This is a genomic window from Chitinophaga vietnamensis (genome assembly GCF_902167635.1).
Classification (GTDB): domain Bacteria; phylum Bacteroidota; class Bacteroidia; order Chitinophagales; family Chitinophagaceae; genus Chitinophaga; species Chitinophaga vietnamensis.
In genome coordinates this window covers 639694-659126 of record NZ_CABHMS010000003.1, presented here as the reverse complement: position 1 = coordinate 659126, position 19433 = coordinate 639694, and the positions used below count along the sequence as shown (strand labels likewise).

Annotated in this window: 21 protein-coding genes; 10 read left to right on the top strand and 11 right to left on the bottom strand. The window is 49.4% G+C overall.

Going from position 1 to position 19433, the window contains the following annotated elements:
* Nucleotides 1-62 precede the first annotated feature (62 nt).
* Entirely contained in the window at nt 63-1919 is a 1857-nt protein-coding gene (locus tag FPG75_RS10780; RefSeq protein WP_143306778.1) for a M1 family metallopeptidase, read from the bottom strand.
* Between the two features lie 101 nt (nt 1920-2020).
* Nucleotides 2021-2377 (bottom strand): hypothetical protein, encoded by a 357-nt coding sequence (locus tag FPG75_RS10775; RefSeq protein WP_143306777.1) that lies wholly within the window; start codon nt 2375-2377, stop codon nt 2021-2023.
* 252 nt (nt 2378-2629) lie between these two features.
* On the opposite strand from FPG75_RS10775, the gene FPG75_RS10770 reads away from it, so the two are divergent.
* Together FPG75_RS10770 and FPG75_RS10765 are read left to right on the top strand one after the other, a co-directional pair.
* Entirely contained in the window at nt 2630-3700 is a 1071-nt protein-coding gene (locus FPG75_RS10770; protein WP_143306776.1) for a ParM/StbA family protein, read from the top strand.
* Nucleotides 3701-3709: 9 nt separating this feature from the next.
* The gene (locus tag FPG75_RS10765) at nt 3710-4171 is read left to right on the top strand and encodes a bactofilin family protein (protein WP_143306775.1); all 462 of its coding nucleotides are present in this window, start codon (nt 3710-3712) and stop codon (nt 4169-4171) included.
* Between the two features lie 93 nt (nt 4172-4264).
* On the opposite strand, the gene FPG75_RS10760 is transcribed toward FPG75_RS10765, so the two are convergent.
* Complete coding sequence (locus tag FPG75_RS10760) at nt 4265-4489, bottom strand: DUF3820 family protein (RefSeq protein ID WP_143306774.1); 225 nt, start codon at nt 4487-4489, stop codon at nt 4265-4267.
* Between the two features lie 43 nt (nt 4490-4532).
* Nucleotides 4533-5183 carry a DUF4136 domain-containing protein gene (locus FPG75_RS10755; protein ID WP_143306773.1) on the bottom strand — a complete coding sequence of 217 codons (651 nt, stop codon included), beginning with the start codon at nt 5181-5183 and terminating at the stop codon, nt 4533-4535.
* Between the two features lie 132 nt (nt 5184-5315).
* On the opposite strand from FPG75_RS10755, the gene FPG75_RS10750 reads away from it, so the two are divergent.
* The 3 genes from FPG75_RS10750 (at nt 5316) to FPG75_RS10740 (ending at nt 9523) form a co-directional block, all read left to right on the top strand.
* Complete coding sequence (locus tag FPG75_RS10750) at nt 5316-5786, top strand: Lrp/AsnC ligand binding domain-containing protein (RefSeq protein ID WP_143306772.1); 471 nt, start codon at nt 5316-5318, stop codon at nt 5784-5786.
* A 94-nt stretch (nt 5787-5880) separates the two neighbouring features.
* Nucleotides 5881-8298 (top strand): DUF2339 domain-containing protein, encoded by a 2418-nt coding sequence (locus FPG75_RS10745; RefSeq protein ID WP_143306771.1) that lies wholly within the window; start codon nt 5881-5883, stop codon nt 8296-8298.
* Nucleotides 8276-9523 (top strand): DUF3999 domain-containing protein, encoded by a 1248-nt coding sequence (locus FPG75_RS10740; RefSeq protein WP_143306770.1) that lies wholly within the window; start codon nt 8276-8278, stop codon nt 9521-9523. The genes FPG75_RS10745 and FPG75_RS10740 overlap by 23 nt, the downstream gene beginning before the upstream one ends.
* Nucleotides 9524-9774: 251 nt before the next feature.
* Here FPG75_RS10740 and FPG75_RS10735 read toward each other — a convergent pair whose 3' ends face one another.
* Nucleotides 9775-10794: an outer membrane beta-barrel protein gene (locus tag FPG75_RS10735; RefSeq protein WP_143306769.1), complete on the bottom strand. Its 1020-nt coding sequence runs from the start codon at nt 10792-10794 to the stop codon at nt 9775-9777.
* Nucleotides 10795-10907: 113 nt separating this feature from the next.
* Nucleotides 10908-12092: a BamA/TamA family outer membrane protein gene (locus tag FPG75_RS10730; RefSeq protein ID WP_143306768.1), complete on the bottom strand. Its 1185-nt coding sequence runs from the start codon at nt 12090-12092 to the stop codon at nt 10908-10910.
* Between the two features lie 162 nt (nt 12093-12254).
* On the opposite strand from FPG75_RS10730, the gene FPG75_RS10725 reads away from it, so the two are divergent.
* Nucleotides 12255-14276 (top strand): ATP-binding protein, encoded by a 2022-nt coding sequence (locus FPG75_RS10725; RefSeq protein ID WP_161596755.1) that lies wholly within the window; start codon nt 12255-12257, stop codon nt 14274-14276.
* Here FPG75_RS10725 and FPG75_RS10720 read toward each other — a convergent pair.
* Nucleotides 14265-14732, bottom strand: coding sequence for an Lrp/AsnC family transcriptional regulator (locus FPG75_RS10720; protein WP_143306766.1), 468 nt, complete (start codon nt 14730-14732; stop codon nt 14265-14267). The two genes, FPG75_RS10725 and FPG75_RS10720, sit on opposite strands and share 12 nt — an antisense overlap.
* Nucleotides 14733-14897: 165 nt before the next feature.
* Between FPG75_RS10720 and FPG75_RS10715 the strand changes: the two genes are divergently transcribed.
* A complete protein-coding gene (locus FPG75_RS10715; protein WP_143306765.1) occupies nt 14898-16025 on the top strand; it encodes a histidine decarboxylase in 1128 nt (375 codons plus the stop codon).
* Here FPG75_RS10715 and FPG75_RS10710 read toward each other — a convergent pair.
* From FPG75_RS10710 to FPG75_RS26230, 3 genes are all read right to left on the bottom strand, one after another.
* Complete coding sequence (locus tag FPG75_RS10710) at nt 16022-16903, bottom strand: mechanosensitive ion channel family protein (RefSeq protein ID WP_143306764.1); 882 nt, start codon at nt 16901-16903, stop codon at nt 16022-16024. The genes FPG75_RS10715 and FPG75_RS10710 overlap by 4 nt on opposite strands.
* A gap of 78 nt (nt 16904-16981) precedes the next feature.
* Nucleotides 16982-17239, bottom strand: a complete 258-nt coding sequence (locus FPG75_RS10705; protein WP_143306763.1) for a hypothetical protein — start codon at nt 17237-17239, stop codon at nt 16982-16984.
* 113 nt (nt 17240-17352) lie between these two features.
* Nucleotides 17353-17718 carry a DUF6496 domain-containing protein gene (locus FPG75_RS26230; protein WP_236652763.1) on the bottom strand — a complete coding sequence of 122 codons (366 nt, stop codon included), beginning with the start codon at nt 17716-17718 and terminating at the stop codon, nt 17353-17355.
* Nucleotides 17719-17980: 262 nt separating this feature from the next.
* Here FPG75_RS26230 and FPG75_RS10695 point away from each other — a divergent pair, with 262 nt between their 5' ends.
* Both FPG75_RS10695 and FPG75_RS10690 read left to right on the top strand, forming a co-directional pair.
* Complete coding sequence (locus FPG75_RS10695) at nt 17981-18292, top strand: KGG domain-containing protein (protein WP_201747934.1); 312 nt, start codon at nt 17981-17983, stop codon at nt 18290-18292.
* An 81-nt stretch (nt 18293-18373) separates the two neighbouring features.
* Nucleotides 18374-18736, top strand: a complete 363-nt coding sequence (locus FPG75_RS10690; RefSeq protein WP_143306761.1) for a DUF1304 domain-containing protein — start codon at nt 18374-18376, stop codon at nt 18734-18736.
* A gap of 83 nt (nt 18737-18819) precedes the next feature.
* Here the strand turns inward: FPG75_RS10690 and FPG75_RS26310 are convergent, their stop codons facing one another.
* Nucleotides 18820-18945, bottom strand: coding sequence for a hypothetical protein (locus FPG75_RS26310; protein ID WP_262712050.1), 126 nt, complete (start codon nt 18943-18945; stop codon nt 18820-18822).
* Between the two features lie 45 nt (nt 18946-18990).
* Between FPG75_RS26310 and FPG75_RS10685 the strand changes: the two genes are divergently transcribed.
* Nucleotides 18991-19395 (top strand): ribosomal maturation YjgA family protein, encoded by a 405-nt coding sequence (locus FPG75_RS10685; RefSeq protein WP_161596753.1) that lies wholly within the window; start codon nt 18991-18993, stop codon nt 19393-19395.
* Nucleotides 19396-19433: the final 38 nt, after the last annotated feature.

The window sequence follows — 19433 nt, the reverse complement described above, 5'->3', positions numbered from 1 at the left end:
GATTTACGGATTTCTTGATTTAAGGGATACTTCAGTTTCCTGCAAATCCGTAAATCCGTAAATCAATAAATCCGTAAATTATCCGCTTTGTTCACATCTGCAATCCATGTGCTGCCAAGTACTACTTTCTCTATTTTTTTATCGGCGCTGAAAGTGAAGCTGGTGGCTTGTTCGCCTTTTTCCCAGCAGGCGATGGTTTTGTGTAGTTTCATGGTGGTGCTGTCGGAAAAGTAGATGGTGAGATCAACAGGTACGGGTTTGCTGCCTTTGCGCAGTATTTCTACTTTACATAGTTTGCCTTGCTGTGATACTTTGCCAATGCCGAGGTCGGGATAGCCATTGTCGAAGAACCAGCTTTTCCAGAACCAGTCGAGGTTGTGGCCGGAGCCGGTATTCATGCAATAGAAGAAATCGTAGGGCTGCGGATGTTTGCCATGCCATTGTGCAATGTAGTAATGCAACGCTTTCATGAACAGCTCATCGCCAAGGAGGTCTTTTACGTAGAGGTATCCCAGTGCGGGCTTGGGATAGGAATTGACCATATAGGCGTCTGTGAGCTGGTTGGACGGCGTCATGATGGGCAGGTCCTGCGATCTGCCGGCGATCGTATTGTAGGGCAGCATGCCGTAATCATCGATGATGGTAGAGTCGATCATTGGTGAGATGAGCCATTCGCCGATGGTGGCCCAGCCCTCATCCATCCAGGCATAGAGGGTTTCGTTGGTGCCCATATAGAACGGGAACATGGTATGCATGATCTCATGATCGGTGAGCTCGATGGCTGCAGCTTTGTTGGCCAGCGGATTGTCGTTCACCATCATGGGGTATTCCATCTGGTCGAGGCCATCGAATACTGTTTCATGGCTGTAAGGGTAAGGCCATTTAGGGAAGCGGTAGCTCATGGATGCTACGGTGCCGCGGGCGTAACGGATCACATCGAAATAGTCAGCGTGCTGCGGGTTGAACGCCACATCCACGCGGGTCCTGCGTTTGGTGGCAGGATCTACTTCCACGCCGGCCGCTTTCCAGCAGTAATGATTGCTGATTGCGAAAGCGAAATCGGTCACGTTGCCGGCTTCAAAGCGCCAGGTATTGGTTCGGTTATTTTTGGTGATGTTCCCTTTTTTCAGGTCGGTGGTATCTACGATATCAGTAATGCTGTCGGTGCTAACGGCGTCGGCTATACGTTTTACGTAGATATCGTTATACACTTCCGAAGGATTCATGAGATCGCCGGTAGCCCAGGCCTGGTAAGCCCCTGGCACGGTGATGGCTACTTTGAAATTGCAGAAATCATTGTAAAATTCGGTGACGCCATTGTAGGGTACGCGATCCCACCCGTTGTAATCGTCGTAAACGGCGATGCGCGGGAAGAAGTAAGCAATGAAATATGCGCCGGTGTCGACGGAGCCGGTACGGATATGCGTATTTTCATTGAGGATGTAGGAGAAGTCGAGGCTGAAACGCAGCTGCTGGCCAGGATACAGGTCGGGCACGGCCAGCGGCATATTGGTACCGACTACTGCCGACACGGTGCGGGGCGCGCCATTCACCGTCATGTTTTTAATCAGGACGCCGTTGTGCTGGTCGTCGGCCGTGATGGTCATGTTGCGCGTGCTGCCTTTCTGGAACAGGTTGGGAAACAGTTTGAAGTTGACTTCCCGGAGTGTGTCGGGACTATTGTTCGTATAGGTGATGATCTCGGAGCCTGATACCTGGTTGTTGACAGGGTCAAAGGCTACGCGGATGTCGTAGTCGGCCTTGTTTTGCCAATACTTGCTGCCCGGAGCGCCATTGTAGCTGCGTGTCTCCTTGTCGTATGCCTGTTTGATGTTTGTTGGCATATACAAGGTGGTCTGTGCCGATCCCTGCTGTATGGCAGCCAGCAGGAGGATAATAATGCCTTGTATCTTCTTCATAAATAAAAAATAAAAGCGTCGCCTAACGGGAACGCTTACACGTATTAAAAGTGTGCTGTTGGTTTGGTGTAAAACGATATCAAATGTAGGGAATTAACCGGTCATTGCCGCGTAGCGGAAGGATGTGCGGTATCAGGCAAGGGATGTTGCGCGGAATCCGGCAGGGGCATAGCGGTGCTGTCGCCCTTATGTGCAACGGAATCAGCGGGTATATCATCTTTCTTTTTTACCGGGATGGTAGGCGCTGTATGCCGCCTGGTGGCCGTATAACCTTCTGCCCTGCCCTGTTTTTCCAGGTCTTTCATCATCTTTTTATCCCAGAGGTATTTGGGATGTTTCTCCGGGCGCAGCCCTTCATCAAATTTGGTTTCCGCTCCCATGGCAGGCGCCTGGTAGATCTTCTGCGCGGGATGGCAGGCGAACAACGGCAGCAGCAGCAATAAACGCGATTCTTTCATGTGTTTGCCGGATAGAAGTGAACACAGGCAAGGGATGGAGGGACTATTATATAACGCTGGCCAAGGCCTTTTATTATGAACAAGCCCTTATCTTGATTTTGAAATTCAGGATGGCTGTATTAAATTTAGCGTAAATTCATCGATTGTCTTCCCCATTTGTCCTATTATTTCATAATTTTATCGGAACACCGATCCTGATGGAAACCACGATGGGCGTACATCCGTATCACTCGTTATTATCAACAAAACACTATGAAAGTATCTACAACCGGCTTCCCCAGCGTATTTGAGACCGCCTTCGGGAACACAGAAAATTCCAGTAAGGATTTGCTGAACGGATTAAAAATCAAGAAAGACGACACCTGGTACCTGGTCGGCAATCTTGCCAAAAGAGGCGGCATCAATCCCGGCAGGATCACTAACGCTTCCCCTTCGGAAGAAGATTATGAGATATTGTTCAAATCCGCCCTGCTCACTACGCTCGACAAAGTGCAGCAACCGATGAGCATCACCATGGGTTTTCCCTTCTCTACCTATAATATCTACAAAACCGCCGCAGAGCAGTTCCTGAGCAAAAGACATTTTCTGGTGGATTATGATACCCAGACTTTCAATACCAAAGGCTCTTTCAAGAAGGGGATGTTTGATATTGAAAAATATGAGATCATCCCGGAGATCGTAGGTGGGATCATTGGTTTGAAGAAGACGATCAACGCGCCGCAGTTGGATAATTTCATCGCCATCAGCTTTGGCTTTGGCACCATCGAAGGCGGTATGGCCACTGGCGACGGGCTGGTACACCGTACCTGCTTCAGCTCCCATGGCATCCGCTACGCCATCAACAACCTGACCCGTGAGCTGAACCAGAAACACTACCTGGAAATGAAGAACGAACATCAGGTAGATGACGCGTTCATGAAAGGCTCTATCTTCACGAACCGCAAACGCATCGACCTGCGCGATATGCGCAAAGGCGTGCTCACGCAATATTACAAGGAAGTAGTATCCCCGCTGATGCGCAGCTACTTCACCGACCTCGATTTTGAAACTTGTGAAAAGATATACCTGATGGGCGGCGGCGCGCACTACCGCGAGCTGACAGACGCCTTCACCGAAGAGTTCCGCGACTTTATCCCGGTAGAAGTAGCCCCCGAACCGGAAAAACTCATCAGTGTTGGTTATCTTTATAACTCGTTAAGGATATCCGATAATAAGCCGCAAAGAAGCGTAGGCCTGGACCTCGGCAATGCCAGCTCTATCATCTCCATATTTGAAGAAGATGGACATGCCGGCGCCGCCACACCTCATCCTGTAACTATCTAATTTGTTTGTGTGATCAACGTCAGACATTTATTCCGAAACCTGATAGCCCCTGGCTCCTTCCGATTACCTAAAGCCGTTTCGGTGAATGGCAGCATCGATGCCACCATCTCCGGCCGTATCGACGGACATGTGCGCGGCGACGTGAAAACGACCGGCAAGCTCGTGATCAGCGAGAATGCCAGTATCCGCGGCCATGTGTATGCCCAGGACCTCCTTGTACATGGAAAAGTTTATGGCGACGTTTATATCACCAATAAAGCCTTTATCACTACCAAAGCCTATGTGAAAGGCGATGTGAACGCGATGATACTCGAAATTGAAGAAGGAGCTGTAGTAGAAGGCGCCATCCGCAAAAATGTGATGCCACAGCCCAAGCAGGAAACAACCGCGGAAGAAACGGCTACACCCGACGCCTCGCCTGCCGCTACCTCTCCTGCCAATGAAGAGGAACAAGCGACCACCTGGTTTTAGAACATTTATGCTCCGCCATATCTTTTACTGCATTGCTGCTGGCTACCCGCCAGCAGCTTTTTTTGGCGTCTATAACAGCAAGGGCTATACGAATTACCGCTTCAGCGGCTCCAGCAGCCCGCCAAGCCCATTCATTTTAATGACCAGCATCGTTTCCAGCAACATGCCCAGCTTGCCCTGCGGAAAGCCTTTACGCTGGAACCATTCCAGGTAGCTCACGGGCAGGTCGCACAGCAAAGTGTTCTCGTATTTTCCGAAAGGCATGCGCATCGTTACCAGCTGCTTGAGCAGCTGCGGATCTGGCTGTAGTGGCTCCATCAGGCGTATCGTTTATTTGTTGCCTGCGAAAATAAGCAATTACTTATTTCCGCAAGAGGCCGGCCTGTTGCAATGCGTCTGTCATGGTGCGGGCATAGGCCTTGCCGAAAGATGCAAGGCTGTTGGGGTTATAGGTTTCCGACTGGCCAGACCAGATCAGTTTACCATCCTGGTCGAGATCGTACAAGTTGGTTTCCAGGAAATAAGTTTTATCCACCGTATAATAACCGGGAGAATAAACAGCGCCGTACATATAACCATAGTAGCCCCAGAAGCGGCCATACCAGCCGAATGCAGGGTATGGCGCATAGGACACTGTACCCGGTACATAGCGTTGTTCAGATTCTTTGTTCACCAGCGAAGTGGTGAGCACCGCATTGTATCCGGCTTTGCGGATCTTGTCAGCCATCTCTGATTTGGAGGTTTCATTTTTCGGATCAAAATTGGGCGGGAAGAGGTCGAGGCTGCGGCCCGCTACGATACTACGTTTCTGCAAGGCCGCCACCAGGTCGGATTCTACCGTTTGGCGGGCAGCCATATTTGAAGACAGACTGGCAATAAGGATATTGTGATAGCTTACAGTGGCGGCATCATTGGCCTTCCAGGTGCCGGTGAGATGCACCGTAGTGCCGCAGGCAAAGCAGCACAGCATGATGCCGCATATGAGCAAGCGGCGTAACAGGACAGTACCCATATCTATTTGTTTAGCTATCTTTTAAACATCCCTTCTTTCAAAAATGTTCTGAATTCTGCCAAATCAAATATCTTTGACATAATTTCAAAAATATACCTATTTTTAGAAAATATTCTAAATCGCATTGCGAAAATGAGCCAGTCTTTAAATATTGACAAATTAGACCTGCAGATCATATCTGAAATGTCAACCGATGCAGGAATCTCTTATGCCGAATTGGGGAAAAAATTATTTGTATCCGGAGGCACCATCCACGTACGTATCAAAAAGCTGCATGAAATGGGCGTGATCAAAGGTACGCGCCTGCAAGTGAACTTGCGCGCCATCGGCTACGATGTGCTGGCATTCATCGGTATCTACCTGGAAAAAAGTTCTTTGTACGAAAACGTAGCCAAACAACTGCTGAAGATACCACAGATCGTGCGTCTCAACTATACCACCGGCGCCTATAGCATGTTTGCTGAAATCATCTGCCGCGATAGCGGAGAACTGAGAAAGATACTACAGGAAGACCTGCAGCATATCAAAGGCATTGAACGCACCGAAACCATTATTTCGCTGGAAGAAAGCTTCTCCCGCCCCATCAACGTAAGCGAGAGCTGATTGATTAGTTATTTGATTATTTGTTTATTTGGATATTTGATGCAACATTTGCCCTTACCCAAATACCCAAATAAACAAATAATCAAATAGCTAAATGGTATCTGCTTTTATCTTTATTCTGTTGATTGTTATCCTCATCCTGATCTTACAACTCAAGGGCGACCTCAATTCGAAGATAACAATACTCCAAACACAGCTGGAACAGTTGCTTCAACAGCGGCGGGAAGACAAGCCCACAGCCGTTTCTGAGCCAACGCCTGCATCGCCGCCACCAACGCGCAAACCAGATATTGCCCGGCCTCTGCCATCGGCAGTGCCACCACCTGTGCAGGAGCCACTGCCGCCCGTCAGAGAGGCGCCGCCTGTTAAAGCAAGGCCGCTGCCGCCGGAAACTCCCAGGCCACAAATTCCCAAAGTGGAGCTGACCACATCGCCGGAAATACCGCCCATAGTGCCTCCACCGCTAAGGTCCCGATCTTCTTTCCGGGAAAAAAATCCCGATCTCGAAAAGTTCATCGGAGAAAATCTGTTTAATAAAATCGGGATTGCCATCCTCGTATTGGGCATTGGCTTCTTCCTGAAATACGCGATCGATAAAAACTGGATCAACGAAACCGGGCGCACCTTCATCGGCATCCTTACAGGAGCCGCCATGATAGGGCTCGCGCACCGTATGCGTAAAACTTTCGCAGCCTTCAGCTCCGTACTCATCGGCGGCGGCGTGGCCGTATTATATTTTACGATCACGATCGCTTTTCAGCAATATCATCTCATCGGCCAGGTGCCCGCCTTTATACTATTGGTGATCGTTACGGCTTTTACGGTATTGTTATCCCTTGCATACGATCGTCGCGAACTGGCCGTGATAGCCATTCTCGGCGGATTCACCGCGCCTTTTCTGGTGAGCACCGGCGAAGGCAATGCCACCGTATTGTTCACTTATATCCTCGTACTTAATGTAGGGATGCTGGTGCTGGCTTACTATAAAAAATGGAACATCGTCAACCTTGTGTGCTATGTGGCAACGGTATTACTTGTTGGTTCCTGGTTGTCGTACCAGTTGGTGAAAGAAAGCCCTGCACATCCCGTGCCTTATGGTACAGCGCTGGTTTTCTGCACGCTGTTCTATATCGTATTCTTTGTGATGAACGTGGTGTACAATGTGAAGCAACAGCGGAAATTCGCTGCCACAGATATTCTCCTGTTGATGAGCAACACTTTTTTCTACTATGCTGCCGGCATGGTGATCCTGCATCATATCCAGGGCGGCATTTACCAGGGCCTGTTCACCGCGTCTATGGCGGTTTTCAACCTAGTATTTGCGTGGAGCCTGTTCAAAAACGAAAGGGCCGACCGTACGCTGATCTATCTCCTGATAGGACTGGTGCTCACTTTCCTGAGCCTGGCCGCACCGATACAATTGCATGGCAATTACATCACGCTTTTCTGGGCGGCGGAATCAGTGGTGTTATTGTGGCTGGCGCATAAGTCGGGCATCAAGCTGATGATCTGGGCTTCGATGATTGTGCTGATGGCTATGTTCCTCAGCCTGATCATGAACTGGTCGCAGCTGTATATCAGCCCTATTGCAACGGCGCCGCCACACATGACGCCACTGCTCAACAAAGGCTTTGTAACCGGCGTGGTGGCCGCAACAGCGGTATACCTTTCCGCATGGCTGTTACGCGAGATGCCAGCCAATACACTTGCGCCAGTGATAGAGGTAGCTGTCTACCGCAAGCTGCTCAACGCAGCGGCACTCTTACTCACCTATATCGTGCTGTTGCTGGAACTGCACCACCAGAGCAGGTTCTATTGGCCGCAGCTCACAAATATCATCATGGGTGCCTACAGTTACCTGTTCCTCTCAGTGTTGCTGTATCTCGCGCGCAACAATAGCGAACCGGTGAAAGTATTCCTGTTGCTGCTTTCTGCGGCATCGCTGGTGGCAATGCCGATGTTTAACCGGGAAGTAATTCCAATTAGAAATGCATTCCTGAACCGAGAGCTGCCTGCTGGATATTTTTACTTTCACTACCTGTTAATGGCGGCCGAAGGCCTGCTGTTATACCGCTTATACCGTTTCCTGAACACCTTTGCCAGCGGGCAATTGCGGCAGGCCTCACAATGGGTGTTCAGCGTTGTGATCATCTATTTGCTCAGCGCAGCACTGGATCATATCTGGGTGGTAAGTGGCTACAGTGGTATAAACAGTATCAACACCCTGCTCGACAGCTCCCACCGCACAGGCTACGCCATTCTCTGGGGCATCTTCGCATTTGTGCTCATGTACCTCGGATTGAAATGGCGCTCGCGTCATATCCGTATCATTGCGATCAGTGTATTTGGCGTCACTTTGCTGAAGCTCTTCGTCTTTGATCTGTCCAACCTTTCCGAAGGCGGGAAGATAGCGGCGTTCATCTCATTAGGGGTGTTGCTGCTCGTTATTTCATTCATGTATCAACGGCTCAAAAAACTGTTACTGGACGATGACCATAAAACGACTGAATAAGGCCGCCATCGCGCTGCTCGCGGGAATGTTGCTCATTGGCAGCTCCCGCGTAGCGGCACAACAATTCGCCTGGAAAGCGGCCGTGAAAGGTATTACCGATTCCGGCTTTGCACGTATCACGCTCACACCGGATATATTGGCGCACAGCCACCAGCTGGAAGATATCCGGCTGATGAACGGCCAACAGGAAGTACCCTACCTGATACGGCAGTCTGCGGAAACCTACAACCCTGCCCGCTTTCAACCCTTCCCTATCATCGAGAACAAAGCCGTGGCAGGAGGTATCTCTACCCTCATCTTCCGTAACGCCGGACAAAAAACACTTGATCATTTTTTTCTGGTGATGAAGAATGCATGGGTGAAGAAGACGGTGAAGATTTCCGGCAGCAACGACCAGCAGCAATGGTTTGGCGTAACAGAACCATTTGTGCTGGACCCCGCGGCAGATATGGTATCCAGCTCATCATCCACTATCCTGGTAAAGATCGGTATACCGGCTACCGACTATACGTTTTACCGCTTGCAGCTGAATGATTCTGCTTCTGCTCCTTTGAACATCGGCAACATAGGGCCGATGGCCGGCGCAGAAGTTACCACCGCCCAACTCGCGCCCCTGCCCGATCCTGTGGTGATAACAGACAGCAGCAGCACTGCCCGCCGCAGTGTCTTTAAAATTGCATTCAGGGAATCTTATCTTATCAAAAAGCTATCGCTTGAAATCAGCGCCCCTGCGCTATTTCACCGCAAGGCCAGGCTGGCGTCATTCACTGATCATCGTCAGGTGCTCAACAACCTGGCTGATATCGATCTTATTTCATCAAAGCCCAGTGAGATCATATTACCGCAGGCGGCTCAATTCGATACCCTCTTCCTGATGGTGCAAAATGATGATAACCCTTTACTGGAAATAAAAACTGTCAAGGCCTGGCAGCCCGACTACTACCTGATTGCAGCAGTACAACCCTCAGGCAACTACACGCTGTTCTTCGGTGATCCACAATTAAAAACGCCGGTCTATGACCTGTCTTATTTCAAAGACAGCCTGCCCACCGCACTTCCCACCCTCCGTACCGACACGCTTATTGCCTTACCCAAAGCCGCAAAAGCAGCCGCGCCCAGCACTTTTTTCTCCAGCCCCAAATGGATATGGTCAGGCATTATACTGATCATCATCGTCATTGGCGCTGTTGCAGTGAGTATGTTGAGGGATATGCAAAAAAAGTAGGTTGTTTTACTCAGGATTATACTGATTGAAAGGATTACCAGGATTTTTTTATAAGGATTAAAAAAGATTCTCCTGATTTAACGCGAAGATCATTTAAGCGAAGAAGCCCTTGAAGCGCTTTGAGCGCTTCAAGGGCTACTATCTTCGAATCGATCTTCGCGTTAAATCAGGAGAATCTTTTTTAATCCTTATAAAAAAATCCTGGTAATCCTTTCAATCAGTATAATCCTGAGTAAAACAACCTTCGCTTACTACAATCTGATCTTCACGCCAGCATTCAATCCCAGGCCGCCGATGTTGATGTACGACTTGAGATCGTTAGAAGGAGCATTATCGTTTTTGTAATACGTTTTGCTGCCCACGGTACCGATGGGTGTGTTGGAGTTTTTATCCAATGTGGTCACGTAATCGGTTTGCTTTTCTGCTATGCTCAGATCGCTGAGGCTACGGGTAGATACGGTGGTGATGACAGCACCGGTGGAGCCGTTGATAGCGGTGTTTGTTTCAGCGTATTTGGTTACTTCTTTGCTCTTGCTTTTTACAGGTACGTTGCGGTATTCTGTTTCCACGAAAATATCGAGGCGGCGGGATACGTTGAAAGATACGCCCAGTGCGCCCTGGAAGCCGATGGTAGCATTAGGCTTGATTTCTTCCTTGCGGCTGATCTGCGTCTGGATCAGCGTGCCGGGAGGCAGCGGCGCGCCGGCTGGTGGCTGCGATAATTTAGACGCTTCCGTTTCAATGATCAGGCGGCCCCATAAAGGCACCACTACACCAAAACGAACGTAGGGATTCACTTTGTCGAAGCCCGGGCTAACTACCAGGCTGGGAGCGAAATCCACTGCATTCACATATCCATGTGATTCTACATTGCCGAGTTGTTTGCTGGAACCGATGGCGGTAACAGTGTTACGCGTCATCAGGTTTTTGGCGCTGTGGAAGTAGTTGAAAGATGCTTCTACCGCCAGGTATTTGTTGATGTTGTAACCAACGCTGAGTCCTCCGCGTACGCCCTCGCCATAGGAGCCGGTGAGCACCTTACGGCTCACAGTGTCGGAAGCGCCGGTGAGCGGGTTCACCTCCGTGTGCAGATCCTGCGGAGGATAAGGGCCTACATTCGGAAATTGCCCCGGCGAAACGCTGAAGAAATAACCTCCGCTAACTTTCAGGTAGAACTTGGAATGTAAGGGTGTGGAGTGGTCCTGGGCATGGACCTTTCCTGCAACAGCCAATAGCATCACAGCTGCGGAAGTCAGGATAGCTCTTTTCATAAACAGTGGTTTTGGTGATCGTTAAAGCTGAATCATCATGTGATGCAGACAATCGGAAGTTAACAAATTGTTACCATATAGCAAGCGATGAAAAAATCTGTGGGTTGTTACCTTTAAAATGCTTCTGCCAAGGACAGGTATAATCCCTGTTGCCGCTTCTCCCCAGTACGTTGTTCTCCTACGGCATAGTCTATACGAATAGTGAGCTTGGCATGCTCATCGTAGAAGTAGCGGATACCCGCGCCGTAGCTGGGTTTGAAGCCATCGAGATGAAAGTTGCGGTTATTGAATACCGTACCGGTTCCTGCAAAAGCGGCCAACGCAAATTTAGGTTTCATATCCAGGAACCAGATGTGTATGCGCATCTTTGGATCGATGAGATAGCGATATTCTGTTTGTAAGCTGAGATAGTTCTGATCGCGGTAACGGCCCTGGTAGTAGCCACGCATGATACGTTCACCGCCCATTTCCGGCAAGAGGTAAAAGGGCTTGTCGCTACCTTGCAAGCTGGCGAAGTAGCCATTAAAGCCCAAGGTGCTTTTGGCCGACAAAGGCACAAAACTCGCGCCCTGCGCTTCCACCTTGAACAACGGAAATGAACTGAGGAAAGACGGCGCATATGCCGCATTCAGCTTCAGCCAATGGCCCCGGTGCGTATAGTTCTGGTTGTCGCGGTTATCAAAAGCGCCGCTGATGCCGATAAAAGTAACATAACCGCCATCCTTGCCTGCGAGCGGCATATCGATATAAATACCTTTGTTGTCGTTGCTGCTGTAGGAATCGTTCTGGTATAACAGGGACGCACCTACGTAAAAATGCCCGCCTACATGGCGCTCGGCTTCAAACTGCGCTTTATAACGGATATTGTTCAGCAAAGACTTGTTGACCGCCAGCGTGGTATCGCCGATACCATAGAAATACAGCGGAAAATTGTGGTAACGCAGGTTCCCCTTGAAATGCCAGATGTTGCCACTGGTCCAGATATCTGCGCGGAGGTCTACCTTGTACTGGCTCTTGGTGGTGATAGAGGGTATCAGGTAGAGCGTAGAGTTGCGTGTGAGCGGATCGGGATGCTTGTTATCGGTATAGAAAGAATACAACATCGCGGCGCCTATCTCAAGACCCTTCTCCTGTGCATATCCCAATACGGGTAATGGGAAGAAGCTGCGGCGGCGCAGCTGTAAAGAATCGTTTATCCCTGGCAGTGAGTGCTGGCCCTTCGAAACACTGTCCTGTTGCGCTTTTACACTGATGCCTGTTAATATTGATATGGCCGTAACAATTAATCTTCTCCGCATAGTCTGCAAATATAAGGATTAGGATCATATATACATGATTATCAGATGATCATCATTATAACACTAAAATCACACGGCCCTCACCGCAATTTGTCGGCGGTGGCCATTGAATCATCGGGTTTTAATGCCTATTTTTATAGTCACTGCCAACTAAATCACACTATGCTGTCGGCCATACCTTTGAAAAAACGTATCCTGATCCCTCTTTGCCTGCTCTTGCTGTCACCTGCTGCCAAAGCGCAGCCCCCCGTTACAGACAGTCTGATTCACGCATTACAATCACATACAGCGAAAGATACTACACGCGTGCAAGTGCTCAACCAGCTCGCCCGCAACTACTTTACCAGGAATGCTGTCACCGCTGAAAACTATGCCAACGAGGCCCTGCATTTGAGCGACAGCCTCCATTACCTGCCCGGACAGGTATGGGCTACCCGCAATCTCGCGCTGGTAGAGAATACCAGGGGGCATCTCGACAAACAGATGCAGCTCACTACAGCTGCGCTCAAACTGGCCGACCGTCTCAACGATATACATATGCTCGCCATCCTAAATAACGATGTGGGCAATATCTTCATCGAACAGAACAGTCCCCGCGACGCACTGCCCTTTCTACAGCGCTCTCTCAACATCAAACTACAACTGAAAGAAATCGCCGAAGCCGGCAAAACCCTCAATAACCTGGGTTCCGTATACCTGGCCCTGCAGCTCCCCGATTCCGCTTTGCCCTACCTGCAACAGGCAGAAAAAATAAAATTGCAACTCAAAGATCAACGGGGACTCGCCTATACCTACGAAAACCTCGGCCTGGCGGCCCTTCAGCAGCAGCAACCTGTAAAAGCGCTGCACTACCAGGAGCTTTCCTATGCCGCCTACAAAGCCACCGACAACCAGCCCGGCATTGTGAAATCAGCGCTCAACCTCGCCGAAGTGCAGATCAGTCTTGGCAATCTTGGCAGCGCCAGCGACAAACTCCGTGAAGCGAAAGCTATCAACGACGTGCTGCAAAATGTGAGGAATGAGATGATCTATTACAAGATCCGCTACCAGCTGGATTCTGCACGGAAAGACTACCCCGCCGCGCTCGAAAGTTACAAGGCCTTTGCCGAAAGAAATATCGATTATTTCAATGTGGAGAAAAGCAGGCAGATATCCCGCTCGGAAGAAAAATATGAAGCAGAGAAAAAACAACGCGAAAATATCCTGCTGAAAAAAGAACAACAAATACATCTCGCTACCATCTACCAGCAAAAAGTGATCGCAACTGCTGCCAGCCTGCTATTCTTTGCCCTGCTGATGATCACCGTGATGGTATACCGCCTGTACAAGCGCCAGCGCGTGCTTTCACGGCAGCTCAACAGCAAGAACCAGGAAGTATCGCTACAAAATCATATCATCCTTGAACAAAATGCGACGCTGGAAAATCTCAACCAGGTAAAAGATAAAATATTTTCTGTCATCTCCCATGATCTCCGTTCTCCATTGGCAATACTGGAAGGGCTGTTGTTTTTATTGAGAGATGAAAAGATAGATGCGGCGCAGTTCCGCTTCTATTCCGATGAATTATGGAGAGATGTGAAGAATACCGCCTACATGATGGACAACATGCTGCAATGGGCCAGCAATCAGATGAAGGGCATCAGTGTGCGCGCAGATGATTTCGATCTTACGCTCCTGTTGAACCAGGAATTTGAGCTGCTGCAAACACTCGCGCGGCAGAAAGATGTGAGCCTGCAACACGAGCTAACGTCCGCCATCATGGTGTATGCCGACCCGGACATGCTGCGCCTGGTGATGCGTAACCTCATCAACAATGCGATCAAATTTACGCCTGGCGGCGGCGAGATAGTGATCAGCGCCCGCACCGATACCGCCCATGCCGAAATCACCGTCCGTGATAGCGGGAATGGTATTCCGGTGGAAGACCAACACCGCATCTTCTCCAATATCTACTACTCTACCGCAGGCACCCGCAATGAAAAAGGCTGTGGCCTGGGATTGCACCTCTCTAAAGATTTCATTGAGCGTAACCAGGGCCGCATCTGGTTTACCAGCACGCCGGGCGTAGGCAGCAATTTCTTTTTCACGGTGCCCCTTTCCGAAGAAAGCGATACTAACGCATACGGATATACGATCGTGGTGCAGGACCATGGCCCCGGCGGCATGAGCGTTCTAAGACGTTAGCGCAAAAGCCGTAGTATGCTTGATCTCCGTCATCACAAAGGAACTGTGCACCTGTGCAATGTTCTCTATCGCCGCCAGCTTGTTGGTGATAAAATGCTGATAGCTCCGCATATCATCCACTACTATTTTCAGCAGGTAATCGTAGTTGCCTGCCACGTGGTAACATTCCATCACCTCTTCCATCTTGTGGATGGCCGTTTCAAATTTTTTCAGCAATGGCTGCGAATGCAGCTGTAGCGATACGTTGCAGAAGGCTGCCATGGCTTTGCCCACCTTTTCGCCATGCAGGATGGTAACATATGCTTTGATGATGCCCATCTTCTCTATCTTCTTCAGCCGCTCATAGGTAGGGGTAACGGACAAGCCTATACGATGCGCGATCTCTTTGGTGTTCAGTCGTGCATGGTGCTGTAACACCTGTAAAATGCGGCGGTCTGTTTTATCCAGTGTATCCATCACAGTTAGTTTTTTCTGTCGGAAGATGATCCGGAAGGAAATTTAGATAAATTAAACTATTATTTTAGTAAAAATAGTATATATTTTCTGTATCAGACATAATAGCAGTTCCATTCAATTAGTAATCGATAGATTCGCAGCATCATACACCTGTAATTAACGATTATGAAAGAGTACCGACTGGCTGCCGCGGATGCCGCGCAGCTGCAAGGCCTGCTGGCGCAGGTATCCGCCTGCACCGCCGATTTCCTGGGATATCCGGTGTCGAAAGATTTTGATTACACGCCCCTCCTGCCTTTCCTGCAATATCCGCTCAACAACCTGGGCGATCCTTTTGTGCCATCTACTTACAGTGTAGGCTCCCGCGAGATGGAGCGCTGGGTGGTGGAATTTTTTGCGAAACTGTTCCGCGCCCCGGCAGACGACTGGTGGGGATACGTCACCAACGGCGGCTCTGAAGGCAACCTGTATGGCCTGTATCTGGCCAGGGAACTGTATCCTAAAGGAATGGTGTATTATTCAGAAGCTACGCATTACAGCGTGCAGAAGAACCTGCACCTGCTCAATATGCCCAGCATTGTGATCCGGACTATGGAAAACGGTGAGATCGATTATGACGATCTGCAACATACCCTGCGCATGAACCGCCATATGCCTGCGATCATCCTAGCTAATATCGGCACTACCATGACCGAAGCCCGGGATGATGTAGGCCGCATTAAGAGCATCCTGAAAGAAATGGCGATCCGCCATCATTATATTCATGCCGACGGGGCGCTATCGGGCAGCTACAGCCCTTTCCTGGAGGCGCGCCCCGCCTTTGATTTCGCTGATGGCGCCGATAGTATTGCCATCAGCGGACATAAATTTATCGGCTCGCCCGTGCCTTGCGGCGTAGTGGTGGCCAGAAGATCTTATCGCGACAGGATCGCCCGGTCGGTAGCTTATATTGGTAGCATGGATACCACTATCACCGGATCAAGGAACGGCCATAGTCCATTGTTTTTATGGTATGCACTGAAATGCCTGGGCCTCGCGGGTTTGAGAGAGAGGGCCTTGCACAGCTTATCTGTAGCGGCTTATGCTGTGGAGCGCCTGCGTGAGCATGGTATCCCCGCATGGCGTAACCCCGACGCCATCACGGTGGTGTTTCCTGAACCCGAAGGGAGCATCCGCCGCAAGTGGCAGCTGGCCTGCGAAAACGGCTGGTCGCATATTGTCTGCATGCCTAACGTTACCAAAGCGCAGGTGGATATTTTTGTAGAAGAGATGACCACAGCAGTAGCCGTTTAAGCGCCGTTCTCGGCGATCGCAATGATGGCAGTATTCAAAGTACGGCGTATCTGACGTTCCGTTTCCTTATCGGCGGCGGGCATCACCAGCTGTACTTTGAACTGCACATAATCTTTCTTGATGCCCATCGTGCGAAGCAGAAAACTATCCGGAACGAAATGCGAAGCATAGGCCTCAATAGCTCTCCGGAGGCTGTTTTCCAGCTGAGCGGGCGTAATAACATGTTTGCTGTCCATCTCAAATTCTATCGATACTTTCTTTACATGCTGCTTTGAAAGATTGGTAACGATCGAGGTGAACACCAATGAATTGGGGATGATCAATGTCTCATCGTCTTCATTCTGCAATACAATATTGATCAAAGTAATATCGAGTATCTTCCCTTTATATTCTCCTATCCGCACATGATCTCCGAGCGATAACTGATCGGAAAACATAATGATCAGCCCATTGATCATGTTGGTGATGTAATCCTTGGAAAGCAGTGCGATGGCCGCTGCTACGATGGTGATACTGGTGACGAACTTGAGGAGATCGATGCCAAAGGCCACCATCACCGCCAGCAAAAAGAAGATGGTATTGAGCACAGAGGCGATGCGGTTCAGGCCAAGTATGAAATTATCTTTCTCTATCGGCTTGTTGCGGTGGCGACGGGTATACCACGACAAGATGAAGATCCAGGCAAACGACACTACCAGGTTAGCGCCGAGGAAAAAGGAAACTGCGTTGGTGATCTTGAACAGCCACTGGAAACGGTTATAGCCAGCGGGGTGGTCGAGGTTGAAATACACAATGGCGGCATATGCCAGCAGCTTCAGGATGAAGAGCAGCCGCTCGCGGCGGTTTTTCTTTTTGTAGGATTCGTCTGTTACCATCATAGCCCTGTAAAAGTACAAAGGCCGGTGGCAACCGCCAAAATAAAGCAGGGCTGGCTATTCGTATAGCCAGCCCTGTTATTACTTCATTTTATTGAGTATCTCCTGCCAGATGACCCTGGCGATCTGTTCACTCTCGATGAGCCGTAATCTGCCTTCAACAGAATCTACGTGGTCAGCGGTGAAAGTGGTAGGGCCCTGCGGGGTGAAATCGTTTATGAGGGAGGCGCCTATATCGGGAACTACTTCGTAGACCGTTTCCAGCGCCGTGCGGTTCACTGTGATATTCAGTCCGTATGCCTTACTGTTAATGAATACTGTTACATGATGCTGTTCCATATACCAGATTATTGTTCCACTATATGGAGTGCAAGGCATATGCCATATAAAAAGACCGGTGTGATCGCACATCGGTCTTTTGTTGTAAATATAAGGAAGATGCCATGTTATGCTTATGCATGTGCAGCAGCACGGCGGGTTGCAGGCTTTTTACGTGCGGTGGCTTTTTTTCTGGCGCCCGCTTTTTTAACAGATGTTTTAGTAGCGGTCGTCTTTTTGGCGGTCGTTTTTTTTGCAGTGGCTTTTTTGGCAGTGGCCCTTTTGGCAGTTGTTTTTTTCGTGGTTGTTTTACTGGAAGCTGCTGCTTTTTTCTTCGGTACATCTGCACCCGCTTTGCGGGCCTCTGACAATCCGATGGCAATAGCCTGTTTGGGGTCTTTTACTTTTTTATGACTACGGCCACTTTTCAATTTACCTTCATGCATTTCATGCATCACTTTCTCCACTTTCTGCTGGGCTTTTTTTGGATACTTTGCCATAATAGAAGATTAAATGGGTTATGAAAAAAGATAACAGGTAAATACTTACAAAACATACGCCAGCCGCGGTACGGCGCGATAAGACGAATATATGGGCGTGATGCAGCCGCAACTGTGTGGAAAATTCTATGTATTGTGGAATCAATTGCCCCATACCACAACTCTTTCATTATCAAAACCCTGTCCGGTTGGGGTTTCTGGCAGTGGCATGCATATTGATCGCCCTGTAGTTTATTGTTCACTACACTATAAAACCAGGATTATGGAAGACATCAGGTATCAAACAATGGCACCGAGTGCCAACACGAATGAAAACAGTCAGGCCGAGCGATCCAGGCATAGCAAACGTGGATTTGCTTCCATGGACCCTGAACAACAAAGGGCTATTTCCAGGGAAGGCGGAAAGGCTGCACACAGACAAGGCGTAGCGCATAAATTCACCTCTGAAGAGGCCCGCGCTGCCGGCAAAAAAGGCGGAGAGGCCGTGAGCCGCAACCGCGAACACATGGCTGCAATAGGTCGGAAAGGCGGCACCAACCGGGGTAAGAAAAAGAACCATGCTGACCAACAATAAACACATGTAGCCTGCAAACGATATTTTCGTTAACAAGCCCCCCGCAAAGCGCAGGGGGCTTTTTTATCCGTATATTTATGCATGCTGATACTTGTACATATCCTCATCGCACTGGTAGCCCTGGAACACCTGTATATCCTGTGGCTGGAAATGTTTGCCTGGACAAGCCGCGGCCCAAAAGTGTTCCGCAGCCTTCCCGCCTCCCTCTTTGAACCCACCAAAGCACTGGCGGCTAACCAGGGACTGTATAACGGCTTTCTTGCTGCAGGCCTCCTCTGGTCGCTCTTCATCGCAGACGCGCTGTGGGCAAGCCGTGTAGCCATCTTTTTCCTCAGTTGTGTAAGTGTGGCAGGCATCTATGGCGCCCTTACTGCCGATAAAAAAATATTCTTCGTACAGGCATTGCCCGCGCTCATTGCCTTGCTATTGATCTGCTTTATCTAGCGGTAAAAAATATTTGTACCAAGTGCCAATGCGTTTATCTTTATTACCATATGAAGATATTCGTCTTGCTTGCTATTGCCCTGTTATGCGCCACCACTGCCCTGTGCCAGTCGCGCGCCACCCACCCCGCCGATGCCGATACCGCCTACTGTCAAAGGCATACAGGAAGGAAGAGACGAGCTGCGGGAAGCAGCGATTGCAGAGATCAATAAATGGCATCATCAAATGCCTATATAACAACACCGACTATATTTATGAAAACGAAAAGACGCTGGCTGTATTTTATTGTGATCCTGCTCAACGTACCGCTGGGATTAGCCACCAGGTGGGCGCCGCAGTACTTCCCGGAAATCGTCCGCATCTATGGCGGCGATGTATTATCTGCCACCTGCATCTTTTTCGGCTTCCGTTTTCTCTACCCGCTGAAACCCGTATGGAAAGTAGGTATCATCGGCTTTGCCACCTGCATACTGATAGAAGTGCAGCAATTGTATCAGGCGGAATGGGCAGTACGATTGAGGAATACGCCGCTGGGCATCCTGCTGGGCCATGGCTTCTTGTGGAGTGATTGCGTATGTTACCTGGTAGGTACATTACTGGCGATGGGCTTTGCCTGTTTAACCCAAGTGCCTGTTAAAGGATATAAAAGAGCTTTGTAAATATTGATAATTTTGGGTTCCCATAACAACAACGATAA

Coding starts and splice junctions, on each gene's coding strand:
- FPG75_RS10780 (WP_143306778.1), bottom strand. CDS start 1,919: ATGAAGAAGATACAAGGCATTATTATCCTCCTGCTGGCTGCCATACAG.
- FPG75_RS10775 (WP_143306777.1), bottom strand. CDS start 2,377: ATGAAAGAATCGCGTTTATTGCTGCTGCTGCCGTTGTTCGCCTGCCAT.
- FPG75_RS10770 (WP_143306776.1), top strand. CDS start 2,630: ATGAAAGTATCTACAACCGGCTTCCCCAGCGTATTTGAGACCGCCTTC.
- FPG75_RS10760 (WP_143306774.1), bottom strand. CDS start 4,489: ATGGAGCCACTACAGCCAGATCCGCAGCTGCTCAAGCAGCTGGTAACG.
- FPG75_RS10755 (WP_143306773.1), bottom strand. CDS start 5,183: ATGGGTACTGTCCTGTTACGCCGCTTGCTCATATGCGGCATCATGCTG.
- FPG75_RS10750 (WP_143306772.1), top strand. CDS start 5,316: ATGAGCCAGTCTTTAAATATTGACAAATTAGACCTGCAGATCATATCT.
- FPG75_RS10745 (WP_143306771.1), top strand. CDS start 5,881: ATGGTATCTGCTTTTATCTTTATTCTGTTGATTGTTATCCTCATCCTG.
- FPG75_RS10740 (WP_143306770.1), top strand. CDS start 8,276: ATGACCATAAAACGACTGAATAAGGCCGCCATCGCGCTGCTCGCGGGA.
- FPG75_RS10735 (WP_143306769.1), bottom strand. CDS start 10,794: ATGAAAAGAGCTATCCTGACTTCCGCAGCTGTGATGCTATTGGCTGTT.
- FPG75_RS10730 (WP_143306768.1), bottom strand. CDS start 12,092: ATGCGGAGAAGATTAATTGTTACGGCCATATCAATATTAACAGGCATC.
- FPG75_RS10725 (WP_161596755.1), top strand. CDS start 12,255: ATGCTGTCGGCCATACCTTTGAAAAAACGTATCCTGATCCCTCTTTGC.
- FPG75_RS10720 (WP_143306766.1), bottom strand. CDS start 14,732: ATGGATACACTGGATAAAACAGACCGCCGCATTTTACAGGTGTTACAG.
- FPG75_RS10715 (WP_143306765.1), top strand. CDS start 14,898: ATGAAAGAGTACCGACTGGCTGCCGCGGATGCCGCGCAGCTGCAAGGC.
- FPG75_RS10710 (WP_143306764.1), bottom strand. CDS start 16,903: ATGATGGTAACAGACGAATCCTACAAAAAGAAAAACCGCCGCGAGCGG.
- FPG75_RS10705 (WP_143306763.1), bottom strand. CDS start 17,239: ATGGAACAGCATCATGTAACAGTATTCATTAACAGTAAGGCATACGGA.
- FPG75_RS26230 (WP_236652763.1), bottom strand. CDS start 17,718: ATGGCAAAGTATCCAAAAAAAGCCCAGCAGAAAGTGGAGAAAGTGATG.
- FPG75_RS10695 (WP_201747934.1), top strand. CDS start 17,981: ATGGAAGACATCAGGTATCAAACAATGGCACCGAGTGCCAACACGAAT.
- FPG75_RS10690 (WP_143306761.1), top strand. CDS start 18,374: ATGCTGATACTTGTACATATCCTCATCGCACTGGTAGCCCTGGAACAC.
- FPG75_RS10685 (WP_161596753.1), top strand. CDS start 18,991: ATGAAAACGAAAAGACGCTGGCTGTATTTTATTGTGATCCTGCTCAAC.